General features: G+C 69.1%; 11 protein-coding genes. 3 read left to right on the top strand and 8 right to left on the bottom strand.

The annotated features are described in order from the left end of the window. Nucleotides 1-228 precede the first annotated feature (228 nt). A complete protein-coding gene (locus ACZ5NH_RS28450) occupies nucleotides 229-849 on the top strand; it encodes a hypothetical protein (protein ID WP_388635758.1) in 621 nt (206 codons plus the stop codon). A gap of 548 nt (nucleotides 850-1,397) precedes the next feature. Here the strand turns inward: ACZ5NH_RS28450 and ACZ5NH_RS28445 are convergent. From ACZ5NH_RS28445 to ACZ5NH_RS28435, 3 genes are all read right to left on the bottom strand, one after another. Continuing rightward, a complete protein-coding gene (locus ACZ5NH_RS28445) occupies nucleotides 1,398-2,030 on the bottom strand; it encodes a hypothetical protein (protein ID WP_468779169.1) in 633 nt (210 codons plus the stop codon). Between the two features lie 68 nt (nucleotides 2,031-2,098). Continuing rightward, on the bottom strand, nucleotides 2,099-2,800 hold the full coding sequence (locus ACZ5NH_RS28440; RefSeq protein ID WP_468779167.1) for a ribonuclease HII: 702 nt from the start codon (nucleotides 2,798-2,800) through the stop codon (nucleotides 2,099-2,101). An 81-nt stretch (nucleotides 2,801-2,881) separates the two neighbouring features. Then, on the bottom strand, nucleotides 2,882-3,505 hold the full coding sequence (locus ACZ5NH_RS28435) for a TetR/AcrR family transcriptional regulator (protein ID WP_468779165.1): 624 nt from the start codon (nucleotides 3,503-3,505) through the stop codon (nucleotides 2,882-2,884). Between the two features lie 182 nt (nucleotides 3,506-3,687). Here ACZ5NH_RS28435 and ACZ5NH_RS28430 point away from each other — a divergent pair, with 182 nt between their 5' ends. Then, nucleotides 3,688-5,235 (top strand): MFS transporter, encoded by a 1,548-nt coding sequence (locus ACZ5NH_RS28430; RefSeq protein ID WP_388635750.1) that lies wholly within the window; start codon nucleotides 3,688-3,690, stop codon nucleotides 5,233-5,235. A 365-nt stretch (nucleotides 5,236-5,600) separates the two neighbouring features. Here ACZ5NH_RS28430 and ACZ5NH_RS28425 read toward each other — a convergent pair whose 3' ends face one another. From ACZ5NH_RS28425 to ACZ5NH_RS28415, 3 genes are all read right to left on the bottom strand, one after another. Then, nucleotides 5,601-6,506, bottom strand: coding sequence for an ADP-ribosylglycohydrolase family protein (locus ACZ5NH_RS28425; protein ID WP_468779163.1), 906 nt, complete (start codon nucleotides 6,504-6,506; stop codon nucleotides 5,601-5,603). Further along, the gene (locus tag ACZ5NH_RS28420) at nucleotides 6,496-7,188 is read right to left on the bottom strand and encodes a histidine phosphatase family protein (protein WP_451555869.1); all 693 of its coding nucleotides are present in this window, start codon (nucleotides 7,186-7,188) and stop codon (nucleotides 6,496-6,498) included. Before ACZ5NH_RS28420 ends, ACZ5NH_RS28425 begins: the two co-directional genes overlap by 11 nt. Before the next feature lie 153 nt (nucleotides 7,189-7,341). Then, nucleotides 7,342-7,947 (bottom strand): YdbC family protein, encoded by a 606-nt coding sequence (locus ACZ5NH_RS28415; protein WP_468779161.1) that lies wholly within the window; start codon nucleotides 7,945-7,947, stop codon nucleotides 7,342-7,344. A 152-nt stretch (nucleotides 7,948-8,099) separates the two neighbouring features. Here ACZ5NH_RS28415 and ACZ5NH_RS28410 point away from each other — a divergent pair, with 152 nt between their 5' ends. Next, entirely contained in the window at nucleotides 8,100-8,630 is a 531-nt protein-coding gene (locus ACZ5NH_RS28410) for a TerD family protein (RefSeq protein ID WP_468779159.1), read from the top strand. Nucleotides 8,631-8,689: 59 nt separating this feature from the next. Here the strand turns inward: ACZ5NH_RS28410 and ACZ5NH_RS28405 are convergent, their stop codons facing one another. Both ACZ5NH_RS28405 and nrdR read right to left on the bottom strand, forming a co-directional pair. Further along, nucleotides 8,690-11,581, bottom strand: a complete 2,892-nt coding sequence (locus ACZ5NH_RS28405) for a vitamin B12-dependent ribonucleotide reductase (RefSeq protein ID WP_451555871.1) — start codon at nucleotides 11,579-11,581, stop codon at nucleotides 8,690-8,692. Between the two features lie 163 nt (nucleotides 11,582-11,744). Further along, a complete protein-coding gene (gene nrdR / locus ACZ5NH_RS28400; RefSeq protein WP_468779157.1) occupies nucleotides 11,745-12,296 on the bottom strand; it encodes a transcriptional regulator NrdR in 552 nt (183 codons plus the stop codon). Nucleotides 12,297-12,591 lie beyond the last annotated feature (295 nt).

Raw genomic sequence — 12,591 nt, 5'->3', positions numbered from 1 at the left:
CGACACCTCAGGCGTCATCGGGCAAACCTTTGGGTAGGGATATAAGCCACGCACCACCAGATAACTGTCGGTGGCGCCAATTGCTCGTTGCCGCATCCAAGTTCGGCAGGAAGAATTGAGGTCCGCTCCCCGCACGGCTCGTCCGTGATCGGTTGGGCTCTGCTGCGGTGCGCGGTCCCTCGAATCCGACCTCGCCCGCAGTATGGGCGCGTAGCCGAAGGGAGGAACGTGACCTTCGGATTCGCCTCGTCCTCGGCGGCCTCGTTGTCGACCTCCGCGTCCGCCGCTTCCACCAGTCGTCTGCTCGAGCCGGCCGAATGGGCCGCCGCCGGAATCCCTCTGCTGCGCAACCCCCGTGAAGTCGTCAGCGGGCTGCATGCGCGCCATCGGCCCAGGCCCTCCACAGCGATCGTGGCAGTGCTCGATCCGGACGAGCGGCTGTGCGCCAGCGCATCGTTCACACGTCGCCCGGCCCCGGCCGACGGCTGGATGTTCCGCAACGCGCTGCTCGCCCAACTGCGCCGGGTGATTCCGCACGACCTGAGACGCCGGACCCCGGTGCGCACGGCCATCCTCGTCTACTGCCGTGAGGGCGACGCGCGTTGGACGGAGGAGGACGGCGCCTGGATGTGGGGGCTGCGTGACGCCTGCACCCTGCACGGTCTGCGATGCGGGGCGTACATCACACTGACCCACGACGGTTGGCATGTGCTCGGCGAAGGGCGCAGCGGCCGCCGCCCCAACGCCGACTCCGCACCCGAACCCTTCGCCACGTCCGAGACCCCGCCGCTCCCATCGCGCACCGGCGGCCCGGTCTCCGAGGTCCTGCGCCGCGCGGCGGCTCGCTGAGGGGCACGGCAGGAGGCCGGGCCCACGCCCGACCGTCTTCCGGCCACCGCCCCGCCCTTCGGACGGCGAGCCGACCACCCATCGCCCGGCCGCCAGGACGCCGCGCCGCATCAGGCCGCACCGTGCCCGAGGAACGCAAGGGCCGCCCGTGCCCGAAGCGATGTATGGGCCATACCGTGCCCGGGGGACACGGGGCTGAGCCGACCCGGGGGCCACCAGGCTGTGCCCCACCGAGCAAGCCGGCGCCCATGCGACATCCGGCAAGGAGCCGTACGGGCGGTACGAGAGCCTCAACCCAAGTTCCCGCGGCTCTGCCCATATGGGCGGCGGCTGCGCGGTCCCGATCGGCAGGCCCAGCAGCGTGAGCCCGGGTCCCGTCTCCGCCCTGCAACCGCTGCTCCGCACTCGGCGTCCTGGCGTAGTGCCGGGAAGCCGCCCAGGAGCCGAACGGCCGCCGGGGTACGGGCATGCCAATGGTCACGCCGTGCGGATTCCCGCGGAGCGGTCCCCTCTGTCACCCCGGTGCCCCGAGGTGCGTCGGAGCAGGCTCAGACGCCCGCGCCGAGTACCGAATTGATCTGCTGCGGGTCACCGCAGACGATCAGCAGGGCACCGGCCCGGGTGTGGGCCAGCGGAAGGGCCGAGGCAGCAGCGGAAGCCGGGCCTCCGTTGACGGCCACGACGACCACGGGACGTGACGCGGCGCGGGAGGCGACGGCGGCGTCCGCATAGAAGACGTCGTCACCGGCGTCGTGCTGCGCCCAGTAGGAAGCTTCACCGAAGGACAGCTCGTGCTCCGCCCACGGGTGCTGGGACCCGGTGGTGATCACGAGTACGTCGCCGGGGGCACGGCCGGAGTCCAGTAGCAGGTCCACCGCCTCCTCGGCGGCGTCGAGCGCGCCCTCGGCCGAGGCCGGGATCAGTTGGATCTGCGGGGTGACCGCCGCAGCGGCGGGAGCGGCCGGACCGGACGGGCCCGGCTTGGCCGAAGCGGCGTCACGCGGCGTGCGCTGCACCGGCGGAGCCGGCCGCGGAGGGCCGGGACGACCGGGGCGGGACGGAGCCGCGGGGCGGGGGCCGGGTACGGGGCGGGGGGTCGGCGCGGTACGGCCGCTGGCCGGAGTGGCGCGGGGACCCTGGGCACTCTCGTGAATCTGAGGCTCCTCGGGAATGAGAGGCATGAGCTGATATTTATCAAACATTGGTGCGGCGCGGGTGACCGGGTGGCACATCAGTGCGAGCGGAACCGTCAGAAATCGAAGCCGAGCTGACCCTCGATCTCCGGAACGCTTCCGTCCGCCCAGCTGCGGACCTTCTTGAGGTGCCGCCACTGAGGCAACGCATCAAGATACGCCCACGACAAGCGGTGGTGCGGGGTGGGCCCCCACTCCGCCAGTGCGGCCTTGTGCACGGGCGACGGATACCCGGCGTTGTCCGCAAATCCGAAGTGTGCATGGTCGGCACCCAGTTCGGCCATCATTTTGTCGCGCTGAACCTTGGCGATCACCGACGCCGCCGCGACGGCCACACACGACTGATCGCCCTTGATCACCGTGCGCACCTTCCAGGGGGTGCCGAGGTAGTCGTGCTTCCCGTCGAGGATCACGGCGTCGGGGCGGACCGGCAGGATGTCCAGGGCACGGACCGCGGCGAGCCGCAGCGCGGCCGTCATCCCCAGGTCGTCGATCTCCTCGGGAGAAGCATGCCCCAGCGCATAGGCCGTCACCCACGCCTGCAGGACCTCCGCCAGTTCCGTGCGCCGCTTGATCGTCAGCAGCTTGGAATCGGTCAGCCCCTCGGGCGGGCGGCGGAGTCCGGTGATCGCGGCGCAGACGGTGACAGGTCCGGCCCAGGCGCCGCGCCCCACCTCGTCGACACCGGCAATGACCTTCGCTCCGGTCGTGGCGCGCAGGGAGCGCTCGACGGTGTGAGTAGGCGGTTCGTACGGCATGGCGCCCTTAGCGTACGCCGATGGGATCGTCGGCCGACACCCCGGTCGCCCCACCGCCAGACGGATCGCCGCCGCGGGGGATCAGCTGCCGTGGGGCCGCAGCAGCGGGAGCATCAGCTGGTCGATCATCTCTTCGAGATCCTGATCGCACCATTCACTGGCGCACATCTTCGAGCGGTACATCATCATGGCCGGGATGGCGTCGAAGACATAGCCGTTGGCCGCGTCCGGACGCACCTCGCCCCGCTCTATTCCGCGGGTGATGACCTCACCAAGCAGTTTGACGGTCGGCTCCACCACTCCTCCGACGATCACCTCCTGGAAGCGTTCCACCTGGGTCTGATCGCACTCGTGAATCACGGAGCGCAGCGCGACACCCGGGGGCGAGAACATGATCTGCCGCACCTGGCGACACAGAGCGAGGAGGTCCTCGCGCACACTGCCGAGGTCCGGGGCCGTCTCGACCCGTGGCAGTCCGGCCACCAGGGCGTCCGCGACAAGGTCCTCCTTGGAGGGCCAGCGGCGATACACCGCCGCCTTGCCGGTCTGCGCGCCGGCGGCGACTCCCTCCATGGTCAGGCCTTTCCAGCCGACCTCGCCGAGCTGCTCCAGCGTGGCGTCGAGGATCGCGCGCTCCAGCACCACTCCGCGCCGACGAGGGGAAGCCGCCCGATCGGGAGCGGCCGTCCAGCGCGAGGTAACCATCTGTGTCCCTCCAACAAGGGAAGCGGGGATTCCGGGGGCGGGGTGCGCCACGCCGCAGCAACAGGGGGACGCAAAGCGGGGCGCAGGATTAAGTGAACGCTTGCGTTCACTGTTGCGGACTCACTACCGTGGACGCCTCAGTGAACGCGAGCGTTCACTAACGCCTTTATGGGGGACCCATTGTGACGACCTCTCAGCTGCTTCAGGAACCAAAACGCGGCGTGGCCCGCCGGGAGGGGCATCCCGGCATCGCACTCACCGTCATCGCGGCCTGCCAACTCATGGTGGTACTCGACGCGACGATTGTGAATATCGCGCTCCCGCACATTCAAGACGCGCTCAAGTTCAGCACGACGGACCTGACTTGGGTGGTCAGCGCCTACACGCTCACCTTTGGCGGCCTGCTGCTGCTCGGTGCGCGGGCCGGTGACATCCTCGGCCGGCGCCGGGTCTTCATGACCGGCATCCTCCTGTTCACCTTCGCCTCCCTGCTGGGTGGTCTCGCCCAGGAACCCTGGCAGCTGCTGGCCGCACGGGCTCTGCAGGGGGTGGGCGGTGCGATCGCTTCGCCCACGTCGCTGGCGCTGATCACCACGACCTTCCCCGAAGGCCCGGAACGCAACCGGGCGTTCGGTGTGTTCGCCGCCGTGTCCGCGGGTGGCGGCGCCATCGGCCTGCTGGCGGGCGGCATGCTCACGGACTGGCTGGACTGGCGGTGGGTGCTGTTCGTCAACGTGCCGATCGGCGTGCTGATCGCCTCGCTCGCGCCGCTGTACATCAACGAGTCCGAGCGGCATCCCGGGCGCTTCGACATCACGGGTGCGCTGACCTCGACGGCGGGCATGGCCTCGCTCGTCTACGGGTTCATCCGCGCCTCGGAGAACGGCTGGCGGGACGGTCTCACTCTCGGCTCGTTCGGCGCGGCTCTGGTGCTGCTGGTCGCCTTCGTCCTCACCGAGGTACGGGCGAAGGAGCCGATCACCCCGCTCAGGATGTTCGCAGACCGCAACCGCTGGGGCACGTACGTGATCATGCTCAGCCTCGCCGCGGCGATGTTCGGCATGTTCTTCTACATCGTGCTGTTCGTGCAGGACGTGCTCGGCTACAGCGCGATCAAGGCGGGTCTGGCCTTCCTTCCCGTGACGGTCGCGATCGCGGTCGGTGCCGGACTGTCCCAGCGCTTCCTTCCGGCACTCGGCCCGAGGCCGTTCATGATGGCCGGCACGGGGCTCGTGGCGATCGGGCTGACCTGGCAGGCCTTCATCCGGCCGGACAGCTCCTACCTCGGCGGCGTGCTGGGGCCGATGCTGGTGTTCGGCTTCGGCATGGGCCTGAACTTCGTGACGGCCACGGTCACGGCAGTGGCCGGCGTCGCCCAGCACGAGGCGGGTGCCGCCTCCGGACTGCTCAACGCCATGCAGCAGGTGGGCGGTTCGCTCGGGCTGTCCATCCTGACGACGGTGTTCGGCTCGGCCGCCAAGGACGAGACGAAGAAGCAGCTGCCGAAGTTCCTCGCCCACGGCTCGCCAGGACAGCAGGCCCACTTCGCCAAGACGCACCAACTGCCCGCGCCCTGGGGACACGATGTGCTCGCCCACGGCATCTCCACCGCCTTCGTGCCGGCTGCCGCGATGGCCGGGGTCGCGTTCCTCACCTCCTGGCTGGTGATCAGGGTCCGCAAGAGCGATCTCGATTCCCTCGCAGGCGTGGCGGGTCCGGGCATCGGCTGAACCGTCCCCGGCCGCACGGAGAAACAGTCGGCCGGACCGCCGCCCGGGGATGGGCGGCACACGCGACGGTCCGGCCGACCGCACCCAGGCCGCTGGCACCCGCAGGAGCGCCAGGACGGGAACCACCACCAGCACCGCCATCAGGTAGGCCATCTCCACACCCCCGCCAACCGTCGCTCTGCGCCTGTCCGGCGACCCGCCGCCGCAAGCCGCGGCACGGCGGACATGAGAGGAACGGCTGACGGTTACGCAGAGTTCCCACCAGGCACGGAGAGTTTCCAAGACCGCCTACCCGGGCGTGAACGGCACCGGCTCGGGCCACGAGATCACACCCGGATGCCCTCCGGCCACGGCCGTCGGACCCGTCAGAGCGCCGCCGGCACCCAGTCCGGCAGCACCTCACAGCGTTCCACCCACTCGGCGGGCGGTGTCCCCGCCTTGCCGGAGGCGATCACGCCGCCCACGATCGCGCAGGTCGTGTCCACATCGCCGCCGACCCCGGCCGTCGTCCAGAAGGCCGCCTCGAAGTCGCCCAGGGTCCGCGCGGCCGACCAGAGGGCGAAGGGAACGGTGTCGTGGGCGGTCGTACGGCGTCCGCAGCCCAGCACCGCCGCGACGGTGCCCGCGTCGCCGTAGTCGAGCATGTCCCGGGCGCGCCGGAGCCCCTGACCGACGGCGCTCTTCGGCACCAGGGCGATGACGCCGTCCAGGAGCGCCTCTGGGCTGGGCGGTCCGTCCGGCGAGCCGGCCAGCGCCGCCGCGGCGGCCACGGCCATGGCGCCGACGACGGCCTCGCGGTGCTGGTGGGTGGGGTAGGCCGAGATCTCCGCCTGGTGGGTCGCCTGCTCCGGATCGTCCGCGTACCAGGCGCCGAGGGGAGCGATCCGCATCGCCGCTCCGTTTCCCCAGGACCCCTGTCCGTTGAACAGTGCTGCGGCCAGTTCACGCCAGTCCTCGCCCTCCCGGACGAGTCTCAGCAGCCGGTTGACCGCGGGGCCGTAGCCCCGGTCGAAGTCGTGGTGCTCGGCGAAGGCGCGGGCCAGTGCATCCTGGTCGATGCGCCGGTGGGCGGCCAGGACGGCCACCACGGAGCAGGCCATCTCGGTGTCGTCCGTCCACTGCCAGGGACCCGCGGGCAGCGCGCGTCGCTTCAGCAGGGGGTAGTTCGCCGGGACGAAGAACTGGGAGCCCAGGGCGTCCCCCACGGCCAGTCCGCGCAGGCTCGCCAGGGCGCGCTCCAGGCGTCCGAAGGAAGAGGAGTCAGCGGTCATCGCTCTGCCACTCTATCCGTTCGCCCAGGTTCGCCCAGTACGGCACCGGTTTCCGCCAGCGCTCGAAGGGCCGGTCGAGCGTGTACCTGCCGTCGTCCCCGAGAACGAGCATCCGCATCTCCGCGTTCCCGGGGTTCGACAGTGACTCGAAGTCCGCGACCGTCCAGTGGAACCAGCGCATGCAGAACAGTCGCATCGCCAGTCCGTGTGTCACCAGGAGGACGTTCGGCGGGTGGTCCGGGGCCTCGAAGCTACGGAAGAGACTCTCCAGGAAGCCGCCGACCCGGTCGTACACGTCGGCGCCGGACTCGCCCTGCGGGAACCGGAAGAAGAAGTGGCCGTACGCGTCGCGGTAGGCCTTCTGCAGGCGCACGTCGTCGCGGTCCTGCCAGTTGCCCCAGTCCTGTTCGCGCAGCCTCGGCTCCTCCCGGACCCGTATGAGTTCGGGGTCGAGGTGGAAGGCGCGGAGCGTCTCGTGCGTCCGGCGGTACGGAGAGACGTACACGCTCACGCGTTCCCGGCCGAAGAGCTCCCGGAGCTCCTTGCCCGTCTCCTCCGCCTGCCCCCAGCCGCGCTCGGTCAGCGCGAGAGCGTGGTCGGGCTCGCGCTCGTACACGGAGTCGTCGACGTTGCCCGTGGACTCGCCGTGCCGGACAAGGACGATGCGCCGTGGTCGTGCCATGCCGAAACCCTAGATCGAACGAGGGAAGATCGAGCACTCGTACCGGCCCCATACGGCGTAGGTCACACGAATCTCGCCGCCAGGGCCTTTCCCGGGTCCGGCGAGTCGCACCTTCAGGCGGTGAGTTTGGTATTCAAACGTACGACGGTGGCCTCAGACCGTCCAGGACGGCTCCAGCTCCACGATGTCACCGGAGAGCGCCGCGACGTCGGCCTCGGTCTGGGCACGCAGCGCGAGACGTTCCACCCGCTCGGTACGGTACTTGCCGTGCTCGGCCGCCGACCGCCACATCGACAGGACCAGGAACTCCTGTGCGGGCGCCTCGGCGAACATGCCGCGGATCATGCCGGGCGAACCGGCCATCGCCGGGTTCCAGACCTTCTCCTGCATGAGCGTGAAGTGCTCGACGCGCCCCTCGTGGACGCGGCACAGGGCCACACGGATCAGATCGGAGTCGGTGAACCGCGGCTCGAAGCCCGTCTTCACATCGAAGCGGTACTCGAAGAGCTTGACCTGCACATCCTTGAACGTGCCGGACTGGGCGGCCGCCAGGCGGTCGTGCGAGCGGGCCATGAAGGAGTCGTAGAAGGCACGGCTCTCCCAGAAGGCGAAGATGTGTGCCACCCCCGGCCGCTGCCGGCTCCAGCCTCCACCCTGCCCCCGGAAACCCGGCTCCCCCAGAAGCCCCGCCCATTTCCGCTGCCCCCGCTCGAAGCCGCGGCGGTCCACCACGGTGCAGCGAATCCACTTGACCAGCACCGCGCCATCGTAAGGCCACGGGGCGTGGCGTCGGTCACGCTCGGGCGGAGATCGCCCGCGCATGCGCCCCGCGCGCGTGGCACGATGGACAAGAAGCCCTGACTGCACCCGAGTTGGGGAGCATGGCAGCCACCGGGGGAAGGGGAAGCCTGTTGACCGGTTTCAGCAAGGGAATCGGCAAGGTCGAGGTCGGGCTCAAGTGGGACCCCAGTCCTGCGGGTCAGCCGCCCACCGATCTCGACCTCGTCGCCGCGACGTTCCTGTCGGGCGATCCGTACGGGACCCCGGCCTATCTGGTGCACTTCGACAGCCGCTCACCGGACGGCACGATCTTCCTCAACCGGGACAGCACGGACGGCAGGGGCTTCGGCTGGGACGAGGTGATGACGCTGGAACTGGACCGGCTCGACGGCCGGTACGCGCGCGTGGTGGTCGGTGTCGTCATCCAACAGCGGTTCGGCCACAAGACGTTCGTCGATGTGCTGAATCCGGCCATGCGCATCCGGGTGGACCGCTACACCGTGCTCGCCCAGGACGACTTCGGCTCGGTCCGCGGCGCGACGGCGGCCACGATCGCGGAATTCGTCCGTGACGACTCCGGGGAGTGGAGCTTCCGTCCCGGCGTGCACGGCTTCGAGGAGGACCCGGCGACCTTCACCCGGGTCATGGGCAGGGCCCAGTAGCGGTAAGGGGCGCCGGCCATTGCCGGCGCCCCTTGCTTCACTTCAGAAACCGCGCTTCATCAGCTGCAGCCGCTGGTCGAGCCGCAGCCCTCGCAGATGTAGCAGGAACCGGCCCGCTGCATCTTCGTACCGCAGGAGAAGCACAGCGGGGCGTCGGCCTGGATGCCCAGCTGCATCTCCACCAGCTCGGCGCTGGTGTGGGCCTGCTTCGGGGCGGGCTTGGCCGCCTCGGACTCGGCCTTCGGCGTGGCGACCGCCTTCAGCTCCTGCGCGCGGGGCGCGGACTGGGCCAGACCCTCGACGTCGACCTCGTCCTCGTTCGGCTCGTAGGAACCGGTCTCCAGGTGCCGCTGACGCTCCTCGGCGGAGTGGATGCCGAGCGCGGAACGGGTCTCGAAGGGCAGGAAGTCCAGCGCCAGGCGGCGGAAGATGTAGTCGACGATCGACTGCGCCATCCGCACGTCCGGGTCGTCCGTCATGCCGGCCGGCTCGAAGCGCATGTTGGTGAACTTCGAGACGTACGTCTCCAGCGGCACGCCGTACTGGAGGCCGACGGAGACCGCGATGGAGAAGGCGTCCATCATGCCCGCGAGGGTCGAGCCCTGCTTGGACATCTTCAGGAAGACCTCGCCGAGACCGTCGTCCGGGTAGGAGTTGGCGGTCATGTAGCCCTCGGCGCCACCGACCGTGAAGGACGTGGTGATCCCCGGGCGGCCCTTGGGGAGACGCTTGCGGACCGGGCGGTACTCGACGACCTTCTCGACCTTGGCCTCGACGGCCGCGGGCTCCTCGGCCTTCTTCTCCTCGGTCTCCTTCTTCTTGGCCGACAGCGGCTGGCCGACCTTGCAGTTGTCGCGGTAGATCGCGAGCGCCTTGACGCCCAGCTTCCAGGCCTCGAAGTAGATCTCCTCGACCTCCTCGACGGTCGCCGTCTCCGGCATGTTGACCGTCTTGGAGATGGCGCCGGAGATCCACGGCTGGATCGCGGCCATCATGCGGACGTGGCCCATCGGGGAGATGGCGCGCTCGCCCATGGCGCAGTCGAACACCTCGTAGTGCTCGTGCTTCAGTCCGGGGGCGTCGATCACATTGCCGTGCTCGGCGATGTGGGCGACGATCGCCTCGATCTGCTCCTCCTGGTAGCCCAGGCGGCGCAGGGCCTGCGGGACGGTGCCGTTGACGATCTGCATCGAGCCGCCGCCGACCAGCTTCTTGAACTTCACGAGCGCAAGGTCGGGCTCGACACCGGTGGTGTCGCAGGACATCGCGAGACCGATGGTGCCGGTCGGGGCGAGGACGGACGCCTGCGAGTTACGGAAACCGTTCTTCTCACCGAGACGGACGACGTCCTGCCAGGCCTCCGTGGCGGCGGCCCACACCGGGGTGTCCAGGTCGTCCATGCGGACGGCCTTGCCGTTGGCGTCGGCGTGCTGCGCCATGACGCGCTTGTGGGCGTCGGCGTTGCGGGCGTAGCCGTCGTACGTGCCGACGACCGCGGCCAGCTCGGCGGAGCGGCGGTAGGCCGTACCGGTCATCAGGGAGGTGATGGCGCCGGCGAGGGCGCGGCCGCCGTCGGAGTCGTAGGCGTGGCCGGTGGCCATCAGCAGGGCGCCGAGGTTGGCGTAGCCGATGCCGAGCTGGCGGAAGGCGCGCGTGTTCTCGCCGATCTTCTGGGTCGGGAAGTCCGCGAAGCAGATCGAGATGTCCATCGCGGTGATGACCAGCTCGACGACCTTCTGGAAGCGCTCGGTCTCGAAGGACTGGCTGCCCTTGCCGTCGTCCTTCAGGAACTTCATCAGGTTCAGCGAGGCCAGGTTGCAGGACGTGTTGTCCAGGTGCATGTACTCGCTGCACGGGTTCGACGCGGTGATCCGGCCGGACTCGGGGCAGGTGTGCCAGTTGTTGATGGTGTCGTCGTACTGGATGCCCGGGTCGGCGCAGGCCCAGGCGGCCTCGGCGATCTTGCGGAAGAGCGCCTTGGCGTCGACCTCCTCGATGACCTCACCGGTCATACGGGCGCGCAGGCCGAACTTGTCGCCCTCCTCGACCGCCTTCATGAACTCGTCGTTCACGCGGACCGAGTTGTTGGCGTTCTGGTACTGGACGGAGGTGATGTCGTCGCCGCCCAGGTCCATGTCGAAGCCCGCGTCGCGCAGGACGCGGATCTTCTCCTCCTCCTTGACCTTGGTCTCGATGAAGTCCTCGATGTCGGGGTGGTCGACGTCGAGCACGACCATCTTGGCGGCGCGGCGGGTGGCACCACCGGACTTGATGGTGCCGGCGGAGGCGTCGGCGCCGCGCATGAAGGAGACCGGACCGGAGGCGTTGCCACCGGAGGACAGCAGTTCCTTGGAGGAGCGGATGCGGGAGAGGTTCAGGCCGGCACCGGAGCCGCCCTTGAAGATCATGCCCTCTTCCTTGTACCAGTCGAGGATCGACTCCATGGAGTCGTCGACGGACAGGATGAAACAGGCGGAGACCTGCTGGGGCTGCGGGGTGCCCACGTTGAACCAGACGGGGCTGTTGAAGCTGAAGATCTGGTGCAGGAGGGCGTAGGCCAGCTCGTGCTCGAAGATCTCGGCGTCGGCGGGCGAGGCGAAGTACTTGTGGTCCTCGCCGGCCTTCCGGTACGTCTTCACGATGCGGTCGATCAGCTGCTTGAGGCTGGTCTCGCGCTGCGGGGTGCCGACGGCACCACGGAAGTACTTGCTGGTGACGATGTTGACCGCGTTCACCGACCAGAAGTCGGGGAACTCGACGCCACGCTGCTCGAAATTGACCGAGCCGTCGCGCCAGTTGGTCATGACGACGTCACGGCGCTCCCACGAAACCTCGTCGTACGGGTGCACGCCAGGGGTGGTGTGGATGCGCTCGATGTGCAGTCCCTTGTTACCCGCCTTGGTGCCCTTGGCTCGGGAACCTCGTGCCGGACCGCTCGCCGTCTCTGTCATGCCGCCTCCCTGTACGGGCAAAACGCCCTGAAGTGCCCCGTTTGTTCCCGTGGCACGGTGTTCTGTCTTGTGTTGCGGGCACCCTCAGCTGCCGCCCGCAACAGGTCTTCGGTCGCCGCCTGGCGGCCGGAACCCGGCTCTTCTCCGGATTCCGGCCCGCCGGTCAGTCGGCGATGTGGGCGGGCACGGGGACCTGAGTGGTCCCGCCGCGCCCGCGGTCGTCTTCCTGACTCCCCGCTCCCGCGACTTCCTCGTCCGCGGCGGGGCCTCGCGTCGCCTCCCTCAGCTCCGCGATGGCAGCCTCGAAGTCCTCGAGCGAGTCGAACGCCCGGTAGACGGAGGCGAATCGCAGATAGGCGACGAGGTCGAGCTCCTGCAACGGGCCGAGTATGGCCAGCCCCACGTCATGGGTGGTCAGCTCGGCGCTTCCGGTGGCTCGCAGCGCCTCCTCGACCCGCTGGCCGAGCTGGGCGAGCGCGTCCTCGGTGACAGGCCGTCCCTGGCATGCCTTGCGCACGCCATTGATGACCTTGGTACGGCTGAAAGGCTCGGTGACCCCGGACCGCTTGATCACCATGAGCGAGCACGTCTCCACGGTCGTGAAACGACGGGAGCAGTCAGGGCACTGGCGGCGCCTGCGGATCGACGTGCCGTCGTCGGTCGTACGACTGTCGACCACACGGCTGTCGGGGTGCCTGCAGAAGGGGCAGTGCATGATCTCCAACCCTCCTCACAGCAGACTCAAAAACCTCACCAGGCCACATGAGCCCCGCGAAGCAGCCCTAAGCATAGGCGATCGCCGAGTCACCTCGGACCGGGGGGACCACAACTTCTGGGCTGGCGCAGCAATCCAACCACTAGATGTGGGGCTTGGCTCATACATCGAAGCCAACTCGCGTGTCGCGAGACAAGGAAGCGGACGCTGACCTGCACAGAGCCCGCAGAGACACGCGGGCGCAGAGCCGTATCGCTGTGAGGCTTACGGAGATAGCGTGGGCGCCGCACGGAGG

The organism is Streptomyces sp. NPDC031426 (assembly GCF_055581585.1).
This window is presented reverse-complemented; position numbering and strand designations above follow the sequence as displayed.

Excerpts from the sequence above, each read along its gene's own strand:
- ACZ5NH_RS28445 (WP_468779169.1), bottom strand. The coding sequence starts at position 2,030 with ATGCCTCTCATTCCCGAGGAGCCTCAGATTCACGAGAGTGCCCAGGGT.
- ACZ5NH_RS28440 (WP_468779167.1), bottom strand. The coding sequence starts at position 2,800 with ATGCCGTACGAACCGCCTACTCACACCGTCGAGCGCTCCCTGCGCGCC.
- ACZ5NH_RS28435 (WP_468779165.1), bottom strand. The coding sequence starts at position 3,505 with ATGGTTACCTCGCGCTGGACGGCCGCTCCCGATCGGGCGGCTTCCCCT.
- ACZ5NH_RS28425 (WP_468779163.1), bottom strand. The coding sequence starts at position 6,506 with ATGACCGCTGACTCCTCTTCCTTCGGACGCCTGGAGCGCGCCCTGGCG.
- ACZ5NH_RS28420 (WP_451555869.1), bottom strand. The coding sequence starts at position 7,188 with ATGGCACGACCACGGCGCATCGTCCTTGTCCGGCACGGCGAGTCCACG.
- ACZ5NH_RS28405 (WP_451555871.1), bottom strand. The coding sequence starts at position 11,581 with ATGACAGAGACGGCGAGCGGTCCGGCACGAGGTTCCCGAGCCAAGGGC.
- nrdR (WP_468779157.1), bottom strand. The coding sequence starts at position 12,296 with ATGCACTGCCCCTTCTGCAGGCACCCCGACAGCCGTGTGGTCGACAGT.